The organism is Robinsoniella sp., from assembly GCF_034124845.1.
Map to the genome: position 1 here is coordinate 1 of NZ_JAWYAJ010000439.1, position 26463 is coordinate 26463.

Sequence of the window (26463 nt, forward strand, 5' to 3'; positions counted from 1 at the left end):
CTAAAATGGAATACCCTTCTGTCAACTCCACATAGTCAAATACGTGATTGGCACTATGGCGAACTGCAATCTTCTCAGCGATATCACGGTCCGGATAAACGACCTCATCTGCTCCGTTTCGAAGAAGGAACTTGGCATGAATATCCCTGTTTGCTTTGCTGACAACATATTTGCCGCCCATTTCTTTTACCAGGCTGGTAATCTCCAGGCTGCTCTGGAAATTAGAACCGATGCAGATAAAACACAGGTCGAAATTACTGATTCCAAGGCTTTTTAAAACCTCCTCATTGGTACAGTCGCCCACCTTTGCCGTCGTTGCATAGGGAAGAAGATCCGATACCTTATCTTCATCCTTATCGATAATCATAACCTCATTATTCATTTTTGAAAAATTAATACATAAATGATGTCCAAATCTGCCCATTCCAATGATTAGTATTGTCTTCATATTTGTATCACCTGCTCCTTTATCCTATGGTAATTTGTTCAACCGGCTGAACTACCGGCGTTGTTTTCTTATTTCCCCGTAATGACAATGCAAACGACAAACTGCCGATTCGCCCGCAGTACATGAGGAAAATAATGATTATCTTTGAAAATGCATTTAAATCCCTGGTAATTCCCGTAGACATTCCAACGGTACCAATTGCTGAAAATACCTCAAGCAAAACATCTGACATGGGTATCGGCTGTATAGCAGTGATCAGTATAACGGCACCGATCGACAGAAACAGGTTGGTGCACAATACGGCGCTTGCTTTCTTAATCACATCATCACTTAATCTTCTGCCATAGATATTACAACAGCGGTTCTGTGTAATATTTTCCCTTAAATAGAAGATCATAACTACCAGAGTAGTCGTTTTGATGCCTCCTGCGGTAGACCCCGGGCTTCCGCCGATGAACATCAGTACAATGGTGAGCAGCTTGCTGCTGTCCTGAAGTGCTGCCGTATCCACCGTATTAAAGCCTGCAGTTCTCGCCGTAACCGAGCTGAACAGGGAACTTAATATTTTACCGCTGGGTGACATATCACTGATGAGATGACTGTTTTCAAATAAGTAAAATAATACTGCCCCTCCGAATATCAAAACAAACGTTGCCGATATTACAATTTTCGTATGGAGTTTATATTGCCGGAATTTCCATTTATGAGTCCATACATCATCCCATACCAGAAAGCCGATACCTCCCACAACGATTAATGTCATAATCGTCAGGTTTATAATCCAGTCATCATAATACCCTGTAAAGGAAGCATAGGGGATTTCTTTTCCCATCAGATCAAATCCGGCATTACAGAATGCGGAAATGGAATGGAATATCCCGTAAAAACTGCCCCGCAGCACTCCAAACTCCGGTATAAACCGAATGCTTAATAAGATCGCTCCCAGCCCTTCAAAAAAGACCGTACCAATAATAATCTTTTTAGCCAGACGTACAATACCGCCAATCTGCATGGTATTTACACTTTCCTGCAGAATCCCTCTGGTTCTAAGTCCTATTTTTCTTCTTAATATAATAGAAAAAAATACGCCTATGGTCATGAAGCCCAGTCCACCGATCTGAATCATACCAAGGATAACCAGCTGTCCAAACAATGACCATTTTTCCACTGTATTATTCACAACCAGTCCGGTAACGCAGGAAGCTGAAGTTGCTGTAAAAAAAGCATCCAGGAAATTCGTCATCTGGCCATCCTTGCTGGAAATCGGAAGGGTCAAAAGAAGAGCTCCCGCCAATATGATGGTAAGAAACCCAACTGCAATCATCTGGGTTTGAGTTAATCTTTTATACAATAGCTTCAGCATTTTATTTATGTCCTTTCCATCTGGAGCGTGTTTAAAATTGCTTTTCGACAGCTTACGCTCTTATATGCACTTTAAAATTTTAACAAAAAATCATCCTGCTGCAAGTTCTAATTATAATAAACTATCCGTTAAGGCGGTGATAATTTATCTGTTTTCTATATTAAAAATGCATATATATTAATGATTTTCCATTAAGATTGTATTAAGATAAAGTAGTAAAATGCTAACTCATGAAACCTTTCTGTTTTTACTGATATTTTTATTATTTCCTGGAATTATAAATGAATGCAAAACGCTTCCATTTATCCGGTGTTTCTTCCTATTTAATAGTTCTTTGTTTCTATATTTTGTGTTTTCTGCCTGCCATCATCCTGGCAAGTTCTAAGATTGTGCCCTTTTTTTCTTTACACTTTTTCCCATCCAGATAAAGGCTTTTCATTTCTGCCTGCGTGATATTGTCTTTGTTAAGTTTTAACAGATCCCGGTCCGACACCATGAAGTTTGCCCGTTTTCCCACTTCTAATGTCCCCAATTCCTTTTCTTCCCCCAGCATTTTCGCCGGGTTCCTGGTATAGGTACAAAGCGCCTGGTACATGTTCAAGGATTCTTCCGGTATGGTATAATCAATCATACCAAGCATCTGGATAAAGGGATTGATACTCTGTACCGGAGCATCACTGGAGCCGCAGATGCAGATTCCATTTTCCATCAACGTGCGAAGTGGAATCTGCTGCCGGATCACGCTGTCCGTCAATGCCTGCTTGTAGCTTTTCAAATAATATTGATCCATCCAGGCAAAACCTGGCTGTACGACCAATGCCAAGTTCTTATCCATAACGCGCTTTACAGCTTCTTTTGAGGGAAATTCAAAATGATCTATGCGGTGCATCCGCCTCGGGCAAAAACGGTCATAACCGTCCAGCAGAATGTCTATTGCCTTTTCCCCTATTGCATGGCTGCTGATTTGGAATCCTGCTGCGTCTGCTTCTATTAATTTTTCAGTGATCTCTTCTGCTTTATAATAGCAGTCGCTGCACTTATTTGAGTCTTTATAAGGGCTGTAAAACGCTGCACTGCGGGAACCAACTGAGCCGTCCATTTCCCATTGTCCGCATCCTCCAACCCGGGGTGTCTTCTGATATCTGCGGTATGAACGAGCCTTGTTTAAGTCCATAAACTGGGGATAGAGGCGTACACCAATTTCCATATGGGACGCTATTTTAGCCAAAAGCTCTGTTTGTTTATCCCTTTTTTCATCCCCATTTCCATCCATTGCACAGACGGTGCCGATTCCATATTTTATACAGAGATTGGTAAAGCTTCCAACACCTCTTGCCCAGGCAGCAGGCGTCACTGATTTTCCAATCAGCTCCATCACCGGTCCCTGGATATTTTCGTGGTCTATGCCTGTCAGAATCCCGGTATGACCCTCTTTGTAAATATGCAGTTCTTTTAGCAGTGCTGTTGACATGCTGCTGCTGTGCCCGTCTATATTGTAAACAACGATTTTTTTTCCATCCGCCCAGTCATCCAGTTCCTGTCTGTTGGGAAGCCGCTTTTCTGCCATCGCGGAGGCAATGTATTGATTCGCCACAAGTATGTTTTGCCCGGTTCTCTTCCTGCATTCTTCCCTTATCAGCTTTCCTGCAGCGTCCAGATTATCGGGAGATATTCTGCCGTTTTGAATATGGCACACCGTAATACTGTCTGCACCCAGCACCATGGTATACATCAGATGCAGATGCCCATCTGTCATTGACGGATAGATATGCCCGCCCTCCAGGGAAATCTCTTTTTCATACCCATGTGGTTTTAAATCGCCAAGATAGCTGATTTTGCCATCGGTAACTCCCATATAACGGTAACTCTCCCCTTCTTCTTTCAGAGTATGGAATGTTCCGTCCTGAAAGAGACATTGTGTAATTCTCATTGTATTCATTCTGCAATCACCTTCCGGACTTTTTTCTGACAGATTTATCTGTCTGCCTGTTCTATTATACCCGCCGAAGCAGAAAGCGTAAAGGTCTATTCTACGGGGTATCAGACGGAAAGGAGCCACTGCCTGTACATGATACACAGACAATGGCCCGTTAGCTATGAAACGATTATTTTACGGTAACTTTCTTAATTGCACTATAAGATCCATAATAGGTCTTATGATTTAGAGGTTACACGGTACACCTGATATCCGCTTGCTCCTGCTGTTTTCTTCCATTTCGCCGCTGCATTTTTACTTCCTGCTTTTACAGATACAGGAAACTTTCAAGCTTATACCCCTTGCATACCGCAGACAGGTCTGCGGTACTGCTTCAATAGAAAGTATGGAACGCTTTTTGTTCCATACTTTATCCTTCATTACTTCCAGGCTTGCCTGAGGGCTGATAACATCAAAGATTAATTCATCCCTTTTCCAAAAACGGTATCGCATTTCACAGCTTAAGCTCTCTTTCACTGCCCTGCCCATGCTGCCCTTGACTGGAGCTTTCAGATCAGAGGGATTCTGCTTAATGACTTCGGCATGAAGCCAGTATTTACCCTGGCGGATCAGTGCCTCCTGATCGTTAAAAATCAGGATCCGAACCCCCCGGTAGGTAGCCAGCCGGTACTCTTTACCACCATGCATTATACAGCAGATACATCCGGTAAAACTTCCTTTTAAAAAAGGTATTTTTGCCAGAGACAGCATCAGGTCTCCGGCGGCACCGCCATTCCAGCTGCACGCAGTCCAAAAATATTCACTTGGGAAACTGCTTCCCCAGTCTTTTTCTATATAACCGGTACCGCCTGAAAAATCATACCTGTGTCCATTAACAACAACCGTTCCCGTCAATTCATGATGCATGCTGAGTACACCATGATTACACTGCATAAACGGTGCAAACCGAAACGGTCCCATTATGTCCTTTCTGGGAGTTCTCAGTTCACCGTATCTTATCTTTCCGATCACCCTTAAGTCCTTCGTTTTAATATCCAGTATGATTCCTTTTTCGGAAAAGGTGTTTTTTCCGATCCGGCAATAAAAGTTTATAGGACTGGCATAAAAGTACTCAGCCGGAAACTCTGTGTAAAAGGATTCATCATTGGTTATAACCTGAATGGAAGCCGAACGGTTTCCTTGTTCATCGATGTGAAAAGCCGGGATAAAACTTAAGGATTCGCTCCCCGCCTGATGCTTCAAATACCATCCTTCAAAAAAACTTTTTTTCTTTTTCTCCCCATGGAAACTTTTTCTGGGTATAGTCAGATACTGCCGGATCTTTTTCATTTTTATTCCCCTTTTTGTATTTACTCCGTACTTAGATTCTCTTGTGCCGGATTGTCTATGAGGTTCCCTTTGTAATCAAACCGGGATCCGTGACAGGGACAGTCCCAAGACAGTTCATCCGGGTTCCATTCTAACTGGCATCCCAGATGGGGACATCTGGTATCCACGATAAATACTTCCCCTTCTGCATTTTTATAGACACCGGCTTTTTTCCCTTCGTATTCTACAATCCCGCCATGTGACAGCGGAAGTTCTTCGATATTCTCTTTGGGTATCTTAAGATTTTCATACAAAATGCCCTTTGCTGCCTTATATCCATCCGTAACTACATTCTTAGCAGAAGCAGACAGGTGGAAACGCTGGGGAGAAAATACCTCCATAAAAGGATTTTCCCGCTTCATAATCAAATCGGATATCAGCATTGCGGAAACCATAGAGGAAGTCATTCCCCACTTTCCAAATCCAGTTGCTACATACCAGTCCGGAGTCTGGCTGGAATACTGCCCGATATAGGGAATCCCATCCAAAGTCATACAATCTTGTGCAGACCAGGAAGCGAATACACGGCTTTCGGGCCAGTATTTAGAAGCTTCTTCCCACAGTTTCTGATAACATCCTCCTGCTTTATTTTCCCCTGTACGGTGACCGCTGTCTCCAATTAAAAGCAGGTCCTCGTAATTGCGGTAAGAAAAGCTGTTATCTTTATCAACTCCCAGATACATACCGTCTAAACGGACTGCATTTTCAAGAGCCAGTACATAGCTTCTCTCCTGGTGCATCCGCATAAAATAATATCCCGGAACATTGATAAACGGGTAATGTGTGGCAAATACAATCTGTTCCGCATGGATTACATAGGAGTCGGTAACGATCTCCCGTCCCTCCACACTTTTTACTTTTGTATTTTCGTAAATCGTAAGTTCTTTTATTATTGCATCCAGAAATTCTAACGGGTGAAACTGCGCCTGACCATAAAATTTTGCTGCTCCTGCAACTGGGTAGGGCAGTTCTGTCTGTGTCGTGAATTCTGCGTGTATCCCCAATTTCTGTGCCGCTTTAACCTCTGCTTCCAGACTCTCTGATTTGGATACCGAATAAAGATAGGACGGCAGTTCCTGAAAATGACAGTGAATCTGATATTTATCAATCAGATTTTGATAAGCCTTGATCGCTTTCTGATTTGCAAGTGCATATTGTCTCGCCTTCTCAATCCCCAGTTCACTAATCAGCTTGTGGTAGATCAGGTTATGAGAGGATGAAATCTTAGCAGTTGTATTCTTCGTCTGCCCGCTTCCTACCCTGGATGCTTCAAATACAATTACTTTTTTGCCTTCCTGCTGTAGAAAATATGCAATTAATATCCCTGCCATACCTCCGCCGATTACAGCCACCTCTGTTTCCAGGTTATCCGCAAGGGACGGCATCGCTGTTACTTCTGCTGTTTTACTCCAAATAGATTCCATGTGCTCACCTTCATGCCTGATATTATGGGGAATACCCCCACCTTATTTATCTCAAATAGTTCTTCATGCTCTTTAATGCATTCTTTTCCAGACGGCTTACCTGGGCCTGGGATATATTAATTTCATTTGCTACTTCCATTTGTGTTTTTCCCTGGAAGAACCGCAGTTCGATAATATGCCTTTCCCGTTCATTCAGCCTTTTAATCGCTTCATTTAAGGAGATGGATTCCACCCAGTTTTCTTCTTTATTCTTCTTATCACTGATCTGGTCCATTACATAAAGAGTATCTCCGCCTTCCGTATAAACCGGATCATAAAGGCTGACCGGACTCTGGATCGCATCCATGGCAAATACAATATCTTCTTTTGCAATTCCAATCTCATCAGCAATCTCATTAATGGTAGGCTCCTTTAAATGCTTTTTCATATAGCCTTCTTTTGCATAAATTGCCTTGTAAGCCGTGTCTCTAAGCGACCTGCTTACCCTGATCGAATTATTATCCCTTAAGTATCTGCGGATCTCGCCGATGATCATCGGAACCGCATAAGTAGAAAATTTTACATTTAAGGTGGAGTCAAAATTATCAATCGCTTTAATCAGGCCAATACAGCCTATCTGAAACAAATCATCCGCATTTTCATTGCTGCTTGAAAAACGTTTAATTACACTTAATACCAACCTTAAGTTTCCTTTGATGTATAGTTCTCTTGCTTCTTCATCGCCCTCCTGAATCCGGGCAAAAAGTGCATCTTTTTCTTCGTTGTTTAAAAGGGGAAGCTTTGATGTATTCACACCACAAATTTCTACTTTATTAAGAGCCATAACGTTCATCCTCCTATTAATTTGTTTAATAGAATGATTCACATTATGGCTCTCAAATATTCAGATATCAAAAAAATTATGTCAACTTTTAGCCCTTGACAAATTTATTTCCGCGGGCAACAACCGGAACGGAGTACAAAAACCCTGCTGCAAACAGCGGGGTTTTTGACTCTGGGGGTGATAATTTTCCATCATCCGATGTCATAAACGCTTCTAAGCCGTAGTTTATCCGGCTTTCCGCTGATTATCCTGATCCGCTTTTCTCCGGCGTTCATATCAAAATAATTATCGGATAATATAAGGTCTTCCATCTGGTTTAAAATCTCCACATTTTTTGCATATGTTTTTGCTGTCACGATGATTTCCCCATCCTCCACCCGGCATGTAAGCTGGGGATCCTGGTATTTAAAATATTTGGGAAGCGAAAAAATCACCGTTCCCTCTGATATAACTTCTCCATTTTTCAGCAACTGATAGCTGACATATTCTGTAAACATATCTACCTTGGGAAGCTCTTGCTTGTCCAGCCATATGCTTGTCAGTGCCGGGACCGTAATATCACATGTCTCTTCTCTTAGTACCGCAGCACCGGCGTCTCTCAACTGCCATTGAACCGTTACGTTTTCTTCCTCTCTTGTTTCATTTGCAACATTTAAATGAATTGACTTTTTTATCTGATAATGCTCCCGGTTCATATCGGCATCCTGCGTTAAAAGACCTTCTTCCTCACAGGAAATCATCAGTGGATTAAAAAACCGTTTTGCATAATAATGAAGTGCTTTCCATCTCTGGCAGTAATCAATGGATGCCCAGGATGCCACCGGCCAACAGTCATTGAGCTGCCAGTAAATCGCTCCCATACAGCGCCCTCTGTTTCGCCTGAAATGCTCCACACCATAACGGATCGCATCTGCCTGAAGTAATTGGGAGGCGTAGATTACCGTTTCAAAACTGTAGGGATATCGGTAGGTCTGTTGGAGATAATTCATAATCTTCCCATTTGCACCGAAATTTCTCTGATGCTTTTCCATTACATAGGAAAAGATATTCAGATCTCTGGGATCATCGGTTATCGTTTCTATGGTACGGACACTTGGAAATGACTGAAAACCAAATTCGGAAGCGTATCGGAAATAATGCTTCCGGTATTCGGAAAATGGTTTATTACCATGCCAAACTTCCCAGTAGTGCACATCTCCCCTGTTTGGATCATTTGGTTCATCAAAAGATCCCCCCGAGGAAGGACTTGCAGGCCAGTAAAATGTATTCGGATCATATTCTTTTAAAAGTTCCGGTATGATACGTTCGTACATTAGAATATAGTCCCTTACTTCCGAGTGTCTGCTCACCCAGTTGCCTTCTTTGACAAACAGCTCCATCTCGTTGTTACCGCACCACAGCCCAAGTGATGCATGATGACGCAATCTCTTAATATTATCGATAAATTCCTGACGGATATTCGCTTCAAACTCCGGTGTAAGATCATACACGGCACAGGCAAACATAAAGTCCTGCCACACTATAAGCCCCAATTCATCGCAGATATCATAAAACCAGTCTTCGGGATAGTATCCGCCTCCCCAGACACGGACCGCATTGAAGTTCGCCGCTTTGCACTGTTCCAGAAGATTTCTCGTTGTTTTACTGTTCACTCTTCCAAGGAGATGGTCTTCGGGAATATAATCTGCTCCCATTGCAAAAATAGAAATCCCGTTTACCCGGTGTGCAAAACAGGAACCCCACTGGTCTTTTTCAATATGCATGGTCATGGTTCTAAGCCCGACTCTGCGTTTCCAGGAATCCGTCACGGTATCACCGGTTTTTTGAGTAACTTCCAGTTCATATAAATCCTGAGCACCATATCCGTTTGGCCACCATAGCTGGGGCTCTTCAATAGTGATTACATTCGGTGAATTATAATAGTCCCTGGAATTACCATGGGGATCTGTCACCTTCACTTCATATGTAGTTTCAAGGCTGTCACGCTTATCTTCTTCCACCCGGATCTGAAGACGAACTTTCCCTTCCTGGTGAATCTGGGTAATATAAACGCTGTCAATCCGGGCACGGTCAACGCCAATCAGCCTGACCGGTCTAAATATACCCGCATCCGGCAGGTGTGCGCCCCAGTCCCATCCAAACATACAATGCGCCTTTCGGATATGGACAAATCCATCCATAGCGTCTTCAGATCCCCTTGTGGGAGAGGTTGCAAATGCTTCCCGGATATACTTCAAAGGGGAATGCAGCACTACATGCAGTTCATTGTCCTGTCCCGGGTTTAACAGCTTCTTTACGTCAAATTCCCAGATTCGGTGCATATTATATGCCGATCCAGCCAGTTCTCCATTTACATAAACATCAGCAATGGTATCCAGCCCGTCAAACCGTAGTAATACCCTTTCTTTTTCATACACTCCGGAATCCACCTGGAACATGGTGCTGTACTCATAGTCATATTCCATAAGTTTTAGCGCCTTTTCCTCATTGTCTTTCCAGAATGGATTTTCCATTTCCCCGTTTAAAAGTAAATCGGTGTAAACCGTACCCGGTACAACACCAGGCAGCCATTCCCCTTCTCCCAGCCTTCGCATTCTGAAGTTATCCTGTAACATCTGTGTAACCATAGGTTTTTCCTCCTGAATTATATTTTGTAAACCCTGTAACCCTTCGTTATGATTTTGTTAATACTTATATTATAAACCAAGTTTACTAATACCTCAATGGTACTTTATCTGGATTCAGGAGAAATTTGGAGGCTTTGCCTTTTGCATAGGGTTATTTTGCCACTTTCCCCTTCCATTCGTCAATCTGCCTCTGCATTTCATCAATTACCTTCTGTAATCCTGTCGCCTCCAGCTTTTTCTGCAGCTCCGGCAGATATTCAGAAGGATCAACACTTCCGGTGAACAGGGAAGGTCCGAACTCATCCAGAATATTCCGGAATCCTGCAATCTCCGTACTCACCGGTTCAGAATCAAAATCAAACCCAAAGGAGGGAGCATTAACCGCCTGGTCGTTAAACTCTTTAAACGTACTCCATTTATCTGCTGGCTCCGTATCCTGCACATAAGTATTGAACATTCCACCCTGAATCCAGTAAGGAACGGAGTAATCTTTTCTTTTTTCTTCAATCAGTTTTACTTTATTGTCATATACATATGACTTTCCTTTCACGGCCTCTTTCTCTTCTGCCGATACCGGAACCTTTTCATAATGTACACCTTCAATTCCATAATTCAGGAGATTTCTCAAATATTCATCCGTGTTGACCAGATTTAAAAATGCCACTGCTTTTTCAGGGTATTTGCAGTTCTTTGATATTGCTGTCAGGGAACCTCTGGCCGAAGCATTGGTAACCTGCATATCCATAATGGGTGAAGTTGCTACTTCATATCCAAGGTCTCTTCCCCAGACTACTTCTGCATAGGGCTGGCCATCTCCTTTTGTCACGAACCGTTTCACTGATTTGTCATCTGTTGCAGTTGCGGCATCTTTATTGATATACCCCGCCAGATAATACTTTCTTAATGTCTCCAATGTACTTTTCATCTGATCCGTTTCAAACAGGTTTTTCACCGTCAATGACTCATCCCCATACTCAATTCCTACAGGATCCTGAATTTTATCCATATAGGTGGGGGCAGTAAAGCTCTTAATCAAATATAAGGGTACCACTTCCGGTTCTTTTTCCTTAATTAGCTTCAGCCATGGCTCCAGATCTTCTAATGTATGGATATCTTCAACCGGTATATCATATTTATCCACATATTCTTTGGTAAATACCCACATTGGATAGCTACCGATCTCTTTTTCATTTGGAACACCATAGGTTACACCGCCTATCTTAGCCGCATCCCAGAACCGTTTGTCAATTTTCTCATACATTTCTTTTCCTTCTTTTTGAAGGTAATCGTCAAGAGGCAGGAATGCACCCTTTTGAGCCATCTGTAGGTAATCATTTGCCCAGGAACTGGTAAATGCCATGTCCCAGTTATCCCCTGTATTAATGACTACCTGCATCTTCTGGTTATAATCACCCCAGCCGATATTGTTGATCTTGATCTCCACCCCTATTTTTTCTCTTGTATACTCATTTACTTTTTCCAGCACCTGAGGGGTATCTTTCTGCGCATCCCCATCCTGATACCATATGAGTGTTACCACGTCTTCCCCGTCTGTTCCTTTTGCTGTTTCCTTACTTCCGCACCCCGAAACCATTCCCAGAACCAGCGCTCCTGCAGTGATAATTGCTGCTGCTTTTTTGATTTTATTTAATTTCATAATTCCTGTCCCTTTCTTCGTCCACAGCCATGTGGTTATTTACATTTCTACACGTATCAATCGTCTTTTTCATTCCCGCGAGCGATAACCGGAGCAGAAGCAAAGAACAATTGCCCCGCTGCTCGCAGCGTTATAAATTCGATGTTGACTATTCTTTTACTGCACCAATCGTCAACCCATTGATAAAATATCTCTGGAAGAATGGGTAAGCAAAGATAATTGGCAAAGTGGAAATTACCACGATTGCCATTTTGATGGTCTCTTTAGGCAGATTGGCTGCTGCCTGTATCCCGTCAACACCCATCATGGATTTATTGCTTGCCAGCCAGTCAATGGAATTTTCGATCTGTATCAGCAGGTATTGCAGCGGCATGATTTCTTTCCCGTCCAGATACATCATGGCGCAAAACCAGTCATTCCAGTATGCAAGGGTGAGAAATAAACCTATTGTAGCAAGCCCCGGCAGTGCCATTGGGATCACAATTTTGAAGAAAAGTTTCCATTCGGATGCCCCGTCTATTTTCGCAGATTCAACAACTGCATCCGGAATACTGGTCTTAAAAAAGGTGCGCAGCACAATGACATTAAATGTATTCAGACATAGCGGTAAAATCAATGCCCATACCGTATCTTTCAGCATCAGGAATTTAGAAACAACTAAATAATTTGCAACCATTCCGCCGCTGAACAGCATTGGCACTGTAATTACCAAAGTAAAAAACTTTCGGTAAGCGTAAGTTTTTCTGGAAAGGGCATATGCATATGTACCTGTCAGTAAAAGGCCGATAATCGTTCCGATTACAGTAACAAAAATGGTAACTCCATAGCTGCGTATGATATTTTCACCGGCACTGATGATGTATTGATATGCATAAAGGCTCAGTTTTTCCGGAAAGAACTGATAACCATTCACAGCCAGAATTTTTTCATCCGTAAAAGAAATGATCATAACAAAAATAAACGGTATGACACAAAACAGGGAGAGTGCACTCAGAATAATGTTAAAGACTACATTGGCGGGTTTCTTCACTTTGTTATATTTACACTGTTCTGCTTCTATTTTCTGTATCTTTTTCTCAAGTTTCGCTTCATTATATCCGGCAAACATTTTATTCCCCCCTTAAAATAGTGCATTATCGCTGTCCACTTTGGAAACGATTTTATTTGCAGCCATAATCAATACAAATCCTACCGTTGACTGGAACAATGCCGCTGCAGAACTCATACCAATCTCTCCATTAGCGCGCAGCGCCCTGAAAATATAGGTATCCAGAACATTCGTCACGTCGAACAGCGCACCTGAATTTTTCGGCAGCTGGTAGAAAAGGCCAAAATCTGCATTGAATATTTTTCCGATTGACATGATTAATAAAATAGTTATGACTGGTTTTAACAGGGGTAACGTAATGAATTTGATCTGCTGCCACTTTGTTGCTCCATCCAGGACTGCAGCCTCATAATATGTCTTATCTATCCCGCAGATCGATGCCAGGTAGACCACCGTATTGTATCCGATTCCTTTCCATTGGCTCATCAGGATAATCAGAAATGGCCACCAGGATTTTTCCGTATACCAGGAAATCCCTTCTTTTCCATATTGCTGCAGGATATTGTTGATAAAACCTTTTTCCGGGTTTAAGAATGCGAAAAGACAGTAGCTGACCACAACCCAGGATAAAAAATATGGCAGGAACATGGCGCTTTGATAAATCTTAGCCATGCCTTTGTTACGGATCTCATTGAGCAGCAGGGCTACCAGAACCGGAAGCACCACTCCCAGTATGATAAATACCAGATTATACAAGACTGTATTTAAAAATACTCTGGCTGCATCCCCGCTTGCGAACAGGAATTTAAAATTTTCAAATCCTACCCATTCACTCTCAATCAGACTTTTAAAAAACCCGCCGTTGTCTGCTATTCGGAACTTTTTAAAAGCAACTAAAATCCCAAACAGCGGCAGATAGGTAAACAGCAGAAACCATATGCCGCCCGGCAGGCTTAAAAACAACAGCTCTTTATTCGCTTTTAAACGGCTTATAAATTTCCCATTTTTGTTTCCCATGTTATTCCCTCCCTTGTTATTTGATACCTTTACTATATCATTTAACAGAATTGGAATATAGTTGAAAACTTTTAGGTTTCTTGTACTTTTTCTAGAGCGTGGTTTAAAACTGCTTTATGTCCAGACATCTTTCCGGCTAATATTTCTTTATTTCTCGCAGGGATGCTGGAGACACCCCATAACACTGCTTGAATTTACGGTAGAAGTAACTGGTATCCGGATAACCTACTTCCTTTGCAATATCATTTATGCGCATATTGGTACTTAAAATCAGATCTTTCGCCTTACTGTTTTTGGTATTGCTCAGATATTGTGCAAAAGAACAGCCTACCTCTTTCTGGAAAACCTGTCCCAGATAAGATGTATTCATGTGATATTTATAAGCAAGTGTCTTCAGATTCATATCTTCCCGATAATTCTCTCTGACCTCTGCCAGAATTTGCTTAATCACAGGCGTGTAATGGGATTCTTCCGTATGGATGCTGTCAATGATATCCATAATTTCCCCGCTGAAAACAGATTTTATCTGAACAATATCTTCCGCATGATTCATCTCTTCAATCAGATGATACAGATGATGCTTTCCTCCCCTGCCAGCCAGCTTATACTCTTCCCGGATGCCGTGGATGATGCCGGCTATCCGCAGACACATCTGTAAAAGTGCATCTGCCTCCAGTTCCCTGTTTACATGATTTACAAACAAATCCTCCAGAAACGTAAGCGCACCTGCTTTATCTTTTTGTATTATCAGCCGCTGAAGCCGGTCTGCATCAACCGCAATATCCATAGATTTTCTGTTATTGATATACTCCCCGTCCACACAGCTTCCATAGCCGTCTATAACCAGATATTTTTGAAGCTGAAGTGCCTCCCGGTAAGCCTGCGGCATTTCTGTAAAATCCATAAAAGAGGGACTGATGCTGATAAAAATTTGTATTCCAAATCTGTTCTCTATCTGATTCAGCACCTCCATCAGATACTTTCTGACTTCTCTCCCCCTTTCTGACATGAAGGATAAGGTTAGAAGAATGCTGTCCGGGGGCAAATGATATATGCGTATTTCCTGTTCTGTTACCGTCTGCCAAAGCCACCTCATTACATCCGTAAGCTTTGTCTCACCCAGACTGTCCATCTTCAGTTTCATTACCGCAGCATAGGAACAGGGACTTTTTGCAGATAAGCCGGTTTCCTTCAAATATAGTACCTGTTCACGGGAATCCATTTTGTCATTTAAGAAACGCATAAGGTCGGTCTTTACATCAATCTGCTCCATATCGGCGTGTTCTCTTTCCTCCAGTTTCGCTGCTGCAGACAGCAGTGTCTTTTCCAGCAGTTCTTCATCGATAGGCTTCAGAATATAATTTTCTACTTCCAGGTGAATCGCCGCTCTGGCGTATTCAAATTCATCATATCCTGTAAGAATGATGAACCGTACCCTCTTGCTTTTCTCCCTCAGCCGCTCCATTAAAGCAAGGCCCCCCATTCTCGGCATGGAGATATCGGACACCACAATATCCACTTCCTCTTTTTCCCAGCACGCAAGAGCCTCCAGACCATCCTGGGCCATATGAACAATGGTCATTCCCAATGCACCCCAGTCTATTATATTTTTGATCCCTTGCAGAATAAAATCTTCATCTTCAACTAACATTACCTTTTTCATCATAACCTGCTCCTTTAAATGGAAAACGTAAATTTACCCGTAAACCGGCCGGCTGGTTCGCCTCCAGAATAACCCCGTGCCCCTCTCCATATGCCGCCCGCATGCGCAAATTAACATTTTGTATTCCGATTGATCCTTTTGTCTCTTCCCCGAGACAAAATAACTCCCTGTTTTTTTCAGCAATTACTTCATCTTTCATTCCATATCCGTTGTCAGAAACCACAATCAGCATATCATCGCCATCCTCTTTTATTTCAATCCAGATCCGGTTATCACAATCTTCCAGCCGGATACCATGTACCAGATAGTTTTCGATCACCGGCTGTATAATAAATTTGATGACCGGTATATTCATAAAAGTCTCCGGACAGTCAATGTGAAACTGGAATTTATTCTGATATCGAAATTCAAATAATTCCAGATACTTTTTACAATAATGTAGTTCTTTTGCCAAAGTAATTACATCGCTGTCTTTGATCTGGCTGCGGAAGATTACGGCAAGTCCGTAGAGCATCTTCCCCACCTCCCGGTCGCCGTTGCATATGGCTTTCATACGTATGGACTCTAATGTATTGTATAAAAAATGAGGATTGATCTGACTCTGCAATGCTGCCATCTCTGCATTCTTCTGCTCAATCTGTGCCAGATAACTCTTTTGAATGTAATGGTTCAGTTCCACACACATTTCATTGAAATGCTCTGCAATTACATCCAGTTCATCTTTTTCCTCATCTACGTTCAGGCGGATGTCCAGATCCCCCTTTGTAACCCGTTCCATTCCATCTAAAATTCCATCCAGTCTGCCGGTTAACTTTTTGAGATAAAAATGGATAACCACAATACCAAGGGTAACAATGCAAAGTCCTATGAAAAGAATGGTAATCCAAAGCCCTGCCGGAATCCTGTCAGCCTGTGACTTTCCAATATAGGCAGTTATATGAAAATCTTTCACCTGACGATAGCAGGTAAAGGCTTTTAGCTCTTCTTCCATCTGTCTGGTATCCTCTAACAGCAACATTTTCTTAACATCGCCCCTGCCGCTGGAATCGAATACAAGATTTCCAAAACTGCTGTATACCAGCAGATCACACCTTTCAAAATATTCCCATGCATCGGCAAGCCCTGTATTTTGAAAAAAAACAATTATGCAGCCAATATTCTCCAGGGTTACCGGATCACGTATTTCTTTTAAAAACTCATATTGCCAGGGCTGCTCCATCCGTTTTTCGTCCAACTGGTTCCGCAGATACCCGGACACCTCCCTGCGTGAAACTTTCCCGTCCGGAGTATATTCGGTCAGTTCTTCTTTTGGATAACTGACGAAGCGGATACTTTTAATTTCAGGACTTTCTTCCATAGCATTAAAAGCAAAGTCATCAATTCCATTATAGCTGGCAGCTGACGAAGCCGAAAAGGCATCCAGCCGGTGTGTCAAATAAGAGGTAATGTCCTCCGTAAGATAAGATATGACATCCTGGAGTTCCGTATTGGATTTATACAGATCAGCCAGCATATTATCAGTTTTATCCGAAGACCGCATGATTTCCCTGGATGCATCCTCCCCTACTTTCTGCATAAATTTCAAGCTCTTTTCCTGTATCTGCCCTTTGGTATTTATAATAAAATAAATGACCAGCGCCGCTGCTATGCCTACACTGATCAGTGTATATGTACGAAATAATTTTAGGTAAAGCTGCTTTGGTGTTTTCTTATTCATTTTCACTCACCCCCACGATTATTATAGCATAACCCATCTGAAAAAAGGAGTATAGAAGGCCGGAACGCGCTTCTATACTCCTCAATGGACGGTAGCTCAAAAACAGCTCATTAAAAGCAGCTCATTCCATTTTTATGTGATACTATTTGGCCTCTCTGCATTTTTCTTTCATTTCACCTATAATACGCCGGTTCATAAAAGCAACCAGAAATCCATAAATACTGCCCATAAATAAAACCGTTGTACCCGGGGATAACTCAAATGCCAGAAGTATGATGCCAAAAGCCCCAAGATTGCCAATGGCAGCCAAAGGCTTCCCCAATGTATACGCCAGTGCCAGTTTAAATACATTCACGCAGGATAATTCAGTATTTACGGCAAAAAAATACAGATTAGGTGTTAACAGCAATGCACTCAGGAACAACAGCGTGAATAAAACAGCCAGGATAAATACCGGAACTATTTTGGTAAAAAAATTCAGATTGGTCCATATCATAAAGATGACCGTAAGCTGAAGAGCACCTGATTTTACAGACCTTTTAAAATATTTCACATAACCATTCCGATAATCTCTTACCGCCCCTGTTTCTATGCCGGATACAAATCTCCCCATTGCATAGAGTACCGCTGAAAATGCAGGTGCTGACGGAAGAAGACACAAGAGAAATAATGGCAGATAAGTTCCTGCACGGCTGATACCGACAAACAGCAAAAATAACAAAACAGGCAGATTACTGATGATAAATAAAAAATTTATCCCCAGAAAATAATATATCCTGCTAAAAAAATTCATAAGCCGTTCCCAGTTAAAAATATCCTGCATAATTATACCCCTGCATATTGCAGGCTGACCTGCAATATGGCCACATTATATCGTTTCAAAGAATCACACAGTGGCATCCTTCCTATCCCTTATTTTCTCTTAAACTTCTATCCTAGTAGCATTTAAATAATATTGTTTTTATCTCAAATGGCTTTAACAGCATAGAGATTTCTGTTTCGCCGCTAAATTCCTGAATCGGACGTTCTCTCAAATCTCCTTCTGCCCATGCTGTAAACCGGAATCCAGGCTTGATGGCTGCCTGGCATCTGGAACCGGCAAATTCATGGAAACGGACAACAAGGTAATTGCCGTCTTCCGATTTCTTAATAGCATCTACTTCCACATGGTCACAGTCGAATGCAAGGAAGCTCTCAAAGGGCAGTTTTACCTTTCCTTTTCTTAACGCTAATGGGCGGTTTAACCGATGGGCTTCCTGGATGACTCTTCCATTAATACAGTCCCCTTGATGTGGCAGCAGTGCATAAGTAAATTCATGTAATCCCTGATCCTGGATATGATCCGGATGAGTAGCTGCCTTAAGCAGAGTGATTCTTAATAGATTGTCCTTCACATCGTATCCATATTTACAGTCATTTAATAACGCAACTCCATAATCGTGTTCCGATAAATCCGCAAACCTGTGGGCAACTGTTTCAAATCTGGCCTGATCCCAGCTGGTATTCCAATGGTTCGGACGCTTCACATTACCGTACTGTACATCATAAGTAGCATACGTCGTTCTTATATCCACAGGAAATGCAGCCTTTAACAGCTGGTGATTCTCGTGGTAATCTACCTTTGTCTTAAAATCTATCCTGCGGTTATCCTCATATAAAATAATATCCTGTTCTACCATTGAATTCATATATTTCCATTCCAGGTGAACCACCGTCATAAGAGGACCGGCATCTACAATCTCAAATTTTTGAAGATCTTCAATTTCTTTCATCTTCTGCTGATAAAATATGTCAATATCCCAGGCATCATTCCCAAGAGGTTTGTCTTCAAACATCTGCAATACATTACCTCTTGTTCCCTCTGCAAGCACTTCCCGCTTTGCATCCTTATCATAAAGCCTGCTGATCTGTCCTTGGTCATTAAATTCTATGCTGTAATACTTTGTTTCGATTCTTTTTCCTTCTATATTAAAGGAATTGTTTTCCAGTACGGCATTTTCTAATTCTCCTGGTTCTTTGATGCATTTGATCTGTGCAAATCCCATCGCCGGGATATCTCCCGTCTGCACATAAGTTCCCTCTGTTCCGGATTGGATTTTCAGGTGATTTCCATTCATATCCTCACAGCGAAGAATTCCATTCTCAGGTAATTGTATAATGCCATCCATTTTCCAGGATGCATGATTCAGTACCGTATAAGTATCAGCGGATTCATCCAATATAACACTATACGCTTCATTTTCTACTTCCCGTGCAATATCTGCAGCTTTTTCATAGTCTACTTTGGAATCTTCATATACCTCATGGATAGAGGAACCGGGAATAATATCATGGAACTGGTTTGTCAAAAGAATTTTCCATCCTTCTGTCAATGTTTCCTGGGAAGCTTTCTTTAAATCTCCCTGGGAAAGTGCAGCCATGGCAGTCAGCCACTCGGTATTTCCATACAGATATTCCATTTTTCGGTTCATACGCTTATTATAGCCCTGGCTGGTATAAGTTCCCCTATGATACTCCAGGTATAATTCTCCATCCCAGGTATGGACATATTGATCGGTATCCTTGACTGTATCCTTCAGCTCTTTGAAGTAATCTCCTGCGGTGGAGGTCTTAAGTGCCGGGAGTCCCGGTATCTTATCGATCCGTCTTCTCTGCTCCAGCATATCCCTGTTTACTCCGCCTCCTCCGTCTCCATAACCATAGGAAATGAGTAGTTCTTTGTTCATGTCTTTTTCACTGTAAGCGTCCCAGACTCCTTTGACCGTCTTTGCCGTAAGCTGCCCGTTATAAGTGTAGAACCAGGAACCCGGCGTACTCCAGGGATCCGGTGTGGTTATGAAATGGGTTAATATCTCGCTTCCGTCCATGCCCTTCCATTTAAACGTGTCATGAGGCATACGGTTGTATTGGTTCCAGCTGATCTTGGTCGTCATGAACATATCTATTCCGGATTTCTTTAGAATCTGAGGTAATGCCCAGGAATACCCGAACACATCCGGAAGCCACAGATATTCTACATCTTTATCAAATTCATCTTTGATAAATTTACTGCCAATTAATATCTGTCTTGTGAGAGATTCACCGCTTGTAATGTTACAATCTGCTTCAACCCACATACCACCATCCACTTCCCACTGACCCGATCTTACTTTTTCTTTGATCTTCTCATAGATTTGCGGAAAATCATTTTTTATGTACTCATACAACTGAGGCTGAGTCTGAAGAAAGATGTATTCAGGATACTGTTCCATCAGACGCAGCACCGTAGAAAATGACCGGGAACACTTTTCTCTGGTATGTTTCAAACGCCACAGCCATGCAACATCTATATGTGTATGTCCAACACATTTTACCAGTACCCGGGCATCCTTACCCATGCTTTCGATCTTATCATTTATTTTTTCGTCTGCCAAATGAACAGATTCATAAAAGCTGCTGCTTCCCGGATAGGACCAGTCTATACATTCCAGCGCATTATCCAGCGCCGTGCGAAGCTGGTGTTTTATGGGGTCATCCTCATGGAGATTTTTAATTGTATCAATGATCATAGCGGACAAATAGTAAAGGTCATCCGTTTTTTCATCCAGCCAGGCAAGATCCGCCTGATTGATTCTATGTTCCTGGGAGACAGGCACTCCGCCCCCTTCCAGGCCGGACCACAGACGAAATGTCAAATCCAGACTGCGTCCCATATGCTTTTCTTCAAAAAATACTTCCTTATGGTTGACGTCTACCCCCTGATATGGCTCTTTATCCACATACAGCAGCGACTCAAATCCCGAGTTATTTCCAGCCCCGGTATTACCGTAATCAAAGATACCCAGTACCTTTTTTCCCTTCCATTCTTCCGGGATCGTAATATCTTTATGAAGCCACAGATATCGGTCTCTTCCCTGCCAGGTATCCTTCACCTGCATGCTGTCCCATCCATCGTAATCTGCCGGCACCTCAGAATTCACGGTACCCTGCTGATCCTCACTTACCAGAAAATCTCCCAGATGCATTACTTCACGATAACGATATCCCTTCAATTGCTGGGTTCTCGCTTCCAATTTATTATCCGTTAAAAACATGACATCCTCCTGTGCTCTATATTTATTCCCGCGAGCATCCAGCCAAACGGACACGCTGGCGCGTCCATTAGGCGACTGCCGCAAAGGTCAAATCCCACGTTGCCTGCTCGGGGTTTTTGACTTTTAGTTTTATATTATTTTATTTTTTTATTATATATTTTATAGTACTCTAATAAGACTATATCTGCAATTTGCAGGATTCTATATTTACTGTACAAATTTTACTTATTTACATGATAACCGCAATATTCCAGTACCAGTTCACTAAACATTGCATTGGCCCAAGAAAACCACTCTCTGGTATACCTGGTTGGATCATCCACATCGAAACCCTCGTGCATCAGTGCTTTCCCTCCATCCGTACTTTTCAGCATTTCCAGTATTTCTCGTTTTTCTTCCTGGGTGTCGCTGGTCAGCCCCTGCATAGCAAGGGATATATGCCAGATATACCGCACTGGAGTATGAGGGCTTCCGATTCCCTTTGCTGCTTTTCCTTCATAATAAAAGGGGTTTCCATCACTCAGAATAAATGCTCTGGTATTTTTTGCAACCTCTTCCTTAGACCTTCCCGGAATGCTTTCTCCTTCATATCCCAGATACGACATTGATAACAGGCTTGGCACGTTGGCATCATCCATCAGATTAAACTGACCATATCCATCCACCTCATATGCATAGATCTCTCCAAATCCATCTCTTCTTGTAATACCAAATGTCTCTATTCCTTTTCTGATCTGCTCTTTCAGATTTCCTGAAGCTTCTTTTAATTCCGGATCCTTTAATAGTTTCTCTGCAATCTCTTCCAGATACCCCAGGACAACTACCGCAAACATATTGGATGGAACCAGATAACCGTATGTGCAGGCATCATCGCTTGGACGAAAGCCCGACCAGGTCATACCAATACCCGAACGGACCAAAGCACCTTTCCCATCTCTGGATAAGGTGTCTGTAAAAGAACAGTTTTTCCGGATAAAACGATATTCAGATTTTTCTTCATGATATTGCTCCCTCTTGAAAACTTCCAGTATCGTCCTGGCTCCTTTTACAAAGGTTTCATTAAAATGTTCTGTACGCCCGGTATTTTTCCAAAATAGATAGGAAAACTGCAGCGGAAAACAAAGAGAATCTATCTCATATTTTCTCTCCCATATCCATGGTCCCATGTCCGTCTCATCCTTTTCCCAGCAGTGCCCATTTGCCGCCTCATTAAATGCATTGGCATACGGATCAATTCCAATACACTGAAACTGCCGTTCTATCAGGCCCTGCAGCGTATCTGCTATTTCGCTGTCCCTGCCCGCTAAGATCAGATAGGGACGGAGCTGGCACACGGAATCACGAAGCCACATAGCCGGAATATCTCCGGTAATCACATACGTAGTCCCATCCTCCATTTTCTTTACCGTGGTATCCAGCGTGTTTGTAAAGCAGTTGCGGAACATTTGAAACAGCTCATCGTCTTTTAATTTTTCCCGCACATCTTTTAGCAGGCAATCCATAGATTCCGGCAGATTCTTTTCTTCTTTTTCTACATTAACACCCATAATTTTACCCCTTTTCTTCTTAAATAGTAAACTCACTTTACAAGTTGTTAGGACTATATTATCATTGGTTGAGACGAATTACAACATTAAAATTATTAAAATTCAAAAAGAAAAAACAGGAGCAATCAGCCTCAGGATGAATCCCTGCCGGCTAACTGCTCCCGTCTTACATCAGTATTATTCAAATCTCACAATTTCTTTTTTCAGTCTCTTAATTATCTTCTTTTCCAGCCTGGAGATATAAGACTGAGAAATGCCAAGCAGATCTGCCACTTCTTTTTGTGTCTTTTCTTCTCCGTCTCTGGTATTAATACCAAACCTTAACTGCACAATCGTTTTTTCTCTATCTGAAAGTTTTTCAATTGCTTTTCCCAGCAATTTTCGTTCAACTTCATTTTCCATGTCTTTATATATTACATCTTCGTCAGTTCCCAGGATGTCGGATAATAATAATTCATTTCCATCCCAATCCACATTCAGCGGTTCATCGAATGACACTTCCATCTTTGTTTTATTATTTCTTCTCAGATACATTAAGATTTCGTTTTCTATACATCTTGAAGCATAAGTTGCAAGCTTGATATTTTTCTCCGGATTAAAGGTATTAATTGCCTTAATTAAACCAATGGTTCCTATTGATATTAAATCCTCTACTCCGACACCTGTATTGTCGAATTTTTTTGCTATGTATACTACTAATCTTAAGTTGTGTTCGATTAATAACGATTTCGCGTCACTATCGTATTCCGTTCCCAGGTCACTGATTACCTCAGCCTCTTTTCCCGGCTCCAAAGGTGCCGGAAGCACTTCACTTCCTCCGATATAATGAATATCATTTGGCCTTTTTAAAATGAGGTTTGGAAGCGATGATACAACACGAAACTGAAAACGATGTGGCATTGAAACTTTTATAACCATTTTTATTCCTCCTAATCTTCTAACATTGAAGGGTTTAATATCATCTGATATTTTCCCTTCGCACTAACGGACTCTTTTGTGACTGCTGCTACAGCTCCTTTGACAAGCTGCGACGCCCCAGACCTTCGTATGCTGATATAATCTAATCGTATTCCCGGTAACAAACCATTTTTTTCTCCAATAGAATGATACGGGATATAACAAATTTTCTCTGTTAAACCTTCTGCAGTTTGAAATTGGTACATCTGGAGTATCTGATTTTTGACTTCTTCTTCCAACATATCACTGATCGCATTATAATCAATGATATTTACCGGCTTTCCGGTAACGGGCTGTTTTAGCTGATTTCCGGTATCACACAAACCCATTACATGTTTGGTCTTACCATTCAGGTTAATGACAACCTCATAAAGATATTCTGTTTTTTGTTTGTATCTCTGATAGCAGCTTAAAATACATCGCAAGGTAAGATAACTGATTACTCCAAGAAGCAGGCTGCCCGAAGCTATATGCCCCAATAACATCTCCCAGATACCTCCCAGAACGAACGCTGATAAATACAGAATGATCGTGCCCCGTATTAAATGATCCCTGTCCTTGATTCTGCATCCTATTTTAACCATGAGCACACTTAGAATTCCAAATCCGCAAATGTTATAAACGAATGTATTTTGAATGGGCAATATGATAAGAACACACATTCCTGCTGCCCCAAGTACACTGGCTAAAAATACCCGCAGCCAGTTTGTCTGACATTTTAGTGAGCGGCATACCAGTGTAAGCAATAGATAATCCATAATCATATTTTCCAAAAAGAATTTATCTATGTATATTTCATAATACACAAAACACCCCCTGCCACCAAAATGAATGCTTTGATCCAAGCACTATCCATTATAGGTGATAGGGGGTGTGAGTTTTGTCAAAAACGCAACGCTATATTCAATTTTTCTTCGACAGACCTCGACAGCCTGACCTTCCAAACATGTTCTGAACCCTGTTTCAAAATCACTTTACAAACCATATCTGCCAATGATATTTAATACCTGTTCCAGTTTTTCTACCGGGATCTGTCCCGGAGCCGAAACTTGACCTACTGCTCCAAAAGTCACAGCCGAGCCAAATATTTCGCCGGTAATTCTGCTGACAAAACCCATGCTTCCCATTGACATGGTAACGAAAGGCCTGTCCGCCAACGACTCCTTCATTGACAGGGTAGCATCTAAAAGTGTTAATACATCCTGGCTGCTGTTTGGCATAACGGCTATCTTCGTAATATCGACACCAGCTTTTTGCATTTTCTGCAAACGTGCTACAATTTCATCTTTCGTGGGAGTCTTCTCAAAATCATGGTTGGAGCCCACCACCTTAACCCCGTGGCGATGAGCACTTTTCACAATTGGAGCACTCACTTCTTCTCCGCGAAAAATTTCCACATCCACTAAATCAATATATCCCGTTTTTACCGCATGCAGATTCAGTTCAACATAATCCTTCATTTCAATCGGGCACTTTCCTCCCTCGTCAACCGTGCGGAATGTAAACAGCAACGGAATATCACCAAGTATCTTGCGCAATTCTTTGAGGGTTTCTGCCATCTTTTTTTGATTCATTACATAATCAAAGAAGTCCACACGCCACTCCACCATATCAATTGGACGTGCCGTAATCTTCAGGGCAGTTTCCAATATTCTCTCTTTACTTCCCCCCACTATGGGAACGCATATCTTCGGTCTTCCTTCACCAATAGAAATATTCCTGACTTTAACTGATAAATCCATACTGTACCACTCCTCATCATGTATTTGATTAAATGCTGCGGGATTTGGATCTGGTTTTAAAATTACATCCTGACCCTAGAGCCTGTTTGACCGCGGTAAAAAATAATTAAGCCAGTTCCAGCTTCCGCCCATGTTCTCCTAAAATAGTCTGTGTTTCCATAATCTTTACAAAATTATTCATAATCTTATCCGTATGATCATCAATCTTCCGGTTCAAATTCCTGGTAATGTCATTAAGCTCATCTACCTTATTCTCAACCCGCTCCATTCTAAGATTCATATTATGCATTTCACTATGGAATGCAAGTATCTCCTTCTGAAGCGGCTCTAACCTTTTACTCATATTCTGGTCAATCTTGGCCTCCATCGCATCGAGTTTTGCATCAAATTCCTTTTTATTCTTTTCAAATGCTGCGTCAAACTCGGTTTTCAGACCGCTTCTCCATTGAGCGTTATTATTATCCTGTTCTGCAAATTGCTGATGAATCAACTTATCCTGCTCTGCAAATTTCTGATCTATCCGCTTATCCTGCTCTGCAAATTTCTGATCTATCCGCTTATCCTGCTCTGCAAATTTCTGATCTATCCGCTTATCCTGCTCTGCAAATCGCTGGTCAATTTTTTTCTCCTGCGACTCAAACATTTTGCCAATTTCTTTTAATAAAATGGTATTTTCCATCCGATTCACCTCGTGTTTTCTATTTTATCATATACTATTTCCAAAGTCTATTTAGTTTTCAAGGTACCATTAATTTGATTGGGGTTTTTAAGAATTGTCTGTCAAATTTTTTCAGAATGGGAATACAGTTCCCTAAGATTGTTATTGCGTTTATGTGATTTATATTTTATCTTATTTGTATTCATATGTCAATAAGTTTTCATTTATTTTGCTGTTTATTTTCGTCCACTGGTCGTTCCGCAACCCTCGCGGCAGTCGTCAAACGGACACGCCGGCGTGTCCGTTTGGCTCGGTGCTCGCGGTAATTAAAAACAGAACCAGTGTATGATTACACCGGTCCTGCTACTATGCAGCTACAGCAATTTTTTTCTACG

The 26463-nt window shown here is 41.7% G+C and carries 19 protein-coding genes; all 19 read right to left on the minus strand.

What is annotated here, in order from left to right; all coding sequences use genetic code 11:
• On the minus strand, positions 1 to 448 hold a 448-nt coding region (locus tag ACH2DQ_RS21650; RefSeq protein WP_395028297.1), incomplete at its 3' end, for a potassium channel family protein.
• Between the two features lie 19 nt (positions 449 to 467).
• On the minus strand, positions 468 to 1811 hold the full coding sequence (locus ACH2DQ_RS21655; protein WP_394914226.1) for a TrkH family potassium uptake protein: 1344 nt from the start codon (positions 1809 to 1811) through the stop codon (positions 468 to 470).
• Positions 1812 to 2151: 340 nt separating this feature from the next.
• Complete coding sequence (locus ACH2DQ_RS21660) at positions 2152 to 3750, minus strand: amidohydrolase (RefSeq protein ID WP_394914227.1); 1599 nt, start codon at positions 3748 to 3750, stop codon at positions 2152 to 2154.
• 291 nt (positions 3751 to 4041) lie between these two features.
• Positions 4042 to 5076 carry a tocopherol cyclase family protein gene (locus ACH2DQ_RS21665; RefSeq protein WP_394914228.1) on the minus strand — a complete coding sequence of 345 codons (1035 nt, stop codon included), beginning with the start codon at positions 5074 to 5076 and terminating at the stop codon, positions 4042 to 4044.
• Between the two features lie 20 nt (positions 5077 to 5096).
• Positions 5097 to 6539: an FAD-dependent oxidoreductase gene (locus ACH2DQ_RS21670; RefSeq protein WP_394914229.1), complete on the minus strand. Its 1443-nt coding sequence runs from the start codon at positions 6537 to 6539 to the stop codon at positions 5097 to 5099.
• Between the two features lie 46 nt (positions 6540 to 6585).
• Positions 6586 to 7362, minus strand: a complete 777-nt coding sequence (sigG, locus tag ACH2DQ_RS21675) for an RNA polymerase sporulation sigma factor SigG (RefSeq protein ID WP_027293547.1) — start codon at positions 7360 to 7362, stop codon at positions 6586 to 6588.
• 191 nt (positions 7363 to 7553) lie between these two features.
• On the minus strand, positions 7554 to 9989 hold the full coding sequence (locus ACH2DQ_RS21680) for a glycosyl hydrolase 2 galactose-binding domain-containing protein (RefSeq protein WP_394914230.1): 2436 nt from the start codon (positions 9987 to 9989) through the stop codon (positions 7554 to 7556).
• Positions 9990 to 10140: 151 nt separating this feature from the next.
• Complete coding sequence (locus ACH2DQ_RS21685) at positions 10141 to 11646, minus strand: ABC transporter substrate-binding protein (protein ID WP_394914231.1); 1506 nt, start codon at positions 11644 to 11646, stop codon at positions 10141 to 10143.
• Between the two features lie 148 nt (positions 11647 to 11794).
• On the minus strand, positions 11795 to 12754 hold the full coding sequence (locus ACH2DQ_RS21690) for a carbohydrate ABC transporter permease (RefSeq protein ID WP_394914232.1): 960 nt from the start codon (positions 12752 to 12754) through the stop codon (positions 11795 to 11797).
• A 12-nt stretch (positions 12755 to 12766) separates the two neighbouring features.
• Positions 12767 to 13711, minus strand: coding sequence for an ABC transporter permease (locus ACH2DQ_RS21695; protein ID WP_394914233.1), 945 nt, complete (start codon positions 13709 to 13711; stop codon positions 12767 to 12769).
• Between the two features lie 136 nt (positions 13712 to 13847).
• Positions 13848 to 15377: a response regulator gene (locus ACH2DQ_RS21700; protein ID WP_394914234.1), complete on the minus strand. Its 1530-nt coding sequence runs from the start codon at positions 15375 to 15377 to the stop codon at positions 13848 to 13850.
• Complete coding sequence (locus ACH2DQ_RS21705; RefSeq protein WP_394914235.1) at positions 15352 to 17091, minus strand: sensor histidine kinase; 1740 nt, start codon at positions 17089 to 17091, stop codon at positions 15352 to 15354. The genes ACH2DQ_RS21700 and ACH2DQ_RS21705 overlap by 26 nt, the downstream gene beginning before the upstream one ends.
• Positions 17092 to 17233: 142 nt before the next feature.
• Positions 17234 to 17914 (minus strand): hypothetical protein, encoded by a 681-nt coding sequence (locus ACH2DQ_RS21710; RefSeq protein ID WP_394914236.1) that lies wholly within the window; start codon positions 17912 to 17914, stop codon positions 17234 to 17236.
• 112 nt (positions 17915 to 18026) lie between these two features.
• Positions 18027 to 21164, minus strand: a complete 3138-nt coding sequence (locus ACH2DQ_RS21715; RefSeq protein WP_394914237.1) for an alpha-mannosidase — start codon at positions 21162 to 21164, stop codon at positions 18027 to 18029.
• A 221-nt stretch (positions 21165 to 21385) separates the two neighbouring features.
• Positions 21386 to 22711, minus strand: a complete 1326-nt coding sequence (locus tag ACH2DQ_RS21720) for a glycoside hydrolase family 125 protein (RefSeq protein ID WP_394914238.1) — start codon at positions 22709 to 22711, stop codon at positions 21386 to 21388.
• A 177-nt stretch (positions 22712 to 22888) separates the two neighbouring features.
• Positions 22889 to 23629 carry an RNA polymerase sporulation sigma factor SigE gene (sigE, locus tag ACH2DQ_RS21725; RefSeq protein WP_027293538.1) on the minus strand — a complete coding sequence of 247 codons (741 nt, stop codon included), beginning with the start codon at positions 23627 to 23629 and terminating at the stop codon, positions 22889 to 22891.
• 11 nt (positions 23630 to 23640) lie between these two features.
• Positions 23641 to 24474: a sigma-E processing peptidase SpoIIGA gene (locus ACH2DQ_RS21730; protein WP_394914239.1), complete on the minus strand. Its 834-nt coding sequence runs from the start codon at positions 24472 to 24474 to the stop codon at positions 23641 to 23643.
• A gap of 168 nt (positions 24475 to 24642) precedes the next feature.
• Complete coding sequence (gene aroD, locus ACH2DQ_RS21735; RefSeq protein ID WP_394914240.1) at positions 24643 to 25410, minus strand: type I 3-dehydroquinate dehydratase; 768 nt, start codon at positions 25408 to 25410, stop codon at positions 24643 to 24645.
• Positions 25411 to 25516: 106 nt separating this feature from the next.
• Positions 25517 to 26089: a hypothetical protein gene (locus tag ACH2DQ_RS21740; protein WP_394914241.1), complete on the minus strand. Its 573-nt coding sequence runs from the start codon at positions 26087 to 26089 to the stop codon at positions 25517 to 25519.
• Positions 26090 to 26463 lie beyond the last annotated feature (374 nt).

Coding starts and splice junctions, on each gene's coding strand:
- ACH2DQ_RS21655 (WP_394914226.1), bottom strand. CDS start 1,811: ATGCTGAAGCTATTGTATAAAAGATTAACTCAAACCCAGATGATTGCA.
- ACH2DQ_RS21680 (WP_394914230.1), bottom strand. CDS start 9,989: ATGGTTACACAGATGTTACAGGATAACTTCAGAATGCGAAGGCTGGGA.
- ACH2DQ_RS21670 (WP_394914229.1), bottom strand. CDS start 6,539: ATGGAATCTATTTGGAGTAAAACAGCAGAAGTAACAGCGATGCCGTCC.
- ACH2DQ_RS21720 (WP_394914238.1), bottom strand. CDS start 22,711: ATGGGTGTTAATGTAGAAAAAGAAGAAAAGAATCTGCCGGAATCTATG.
- ACH2DQ_RS21710 (WP_394914236.1), bottom strand. CDS start 17,914: ATGCAGGATATTTTTAACTGGGAACGGCTTATGAATTTTTTTAGCAGG.
- aroD (WP_394914240.1), bottom strand. CDS start 25,410: ATGGATTTATCAGTTAAAGTCAGGAATATTTCTATTGGTGAAGGAAGA.
- ACH2DQ_RS21685 (WP_394914231.1), bottom strand. CDS start 11,646: ATGAAATTAAATAAAATCAAAAAAGCAGCAGCAATTATCACTGCAGGA.
- ACH2DQ_RS21740 (WP_394914241.1), bottom strand. CDS start 26,089: ATGGAAAATACCATTTTATTAAAAGAAATTGGCAAAATGTTTGAGTCG.
- ACH2DQ_RS21665 (WP_394914228.1), bottom strand. CDS start 5,076: ATGAAAAAGATCCGGCAGTATCTGACTATACCCAGAAAAAGTTTCCAT.
- ACH2DQ_RS21690 (WP_394914232.1), bottom strand. CDS start 12,754: ATGTTTGCCGGATATAATGAAGCGAAACTTGAGAAAAAGATACAGAAA.
- ACH2DQ_RS21705 (WP_394914235.1), bottom strand. CDS start 17,091: ATGAATAAGAAAACACCAAAGCAGCTTTACCTAAAATTATTTCGTACA.
- sigE (WP_027293538.1), bottom strand. CDS start 23,629: ATGGTTATAAAAGTTTCAATGCCACATCGTTTTCAGTTTCGTGTTGTA.
- ACH2DQ_RS21660 (WP_394914227.1), bottom strand. CDS start 3,750: ATGAATACAATGAGAATTACACAATGTCTCTTTCAGGACGGAACATTC.
- sigG (WP_027293547.1), bottom strand. CDS start 7,362: ATGGCTCTTAATAAAGTAGAAATTTGTGGTGTGAATACATCAAAGCTT.
- ACH2DQ_RS21715 (WP_394914237.1), bottom strand. CDS start 21,164: ATGTTTTTAACGGATAATAAATTGGAAGCGAGAACCCAGCAATTGAAG.
- ACH2DQ_RS21700 (WP_394914234.1), bottom strand. CDS start 15,377: ATGATGAAAAAGGTAATGTTAGTTGAAGATGAAGATTTTATTCTGCAA.
- ACH2DQ_RS21695 (WP_394914233.1), bottom strand. CDS start 13,711: ATGGGAAACAAAAATGGGAAATTTATAAGCCGTTTAAAAGCGAATAAA.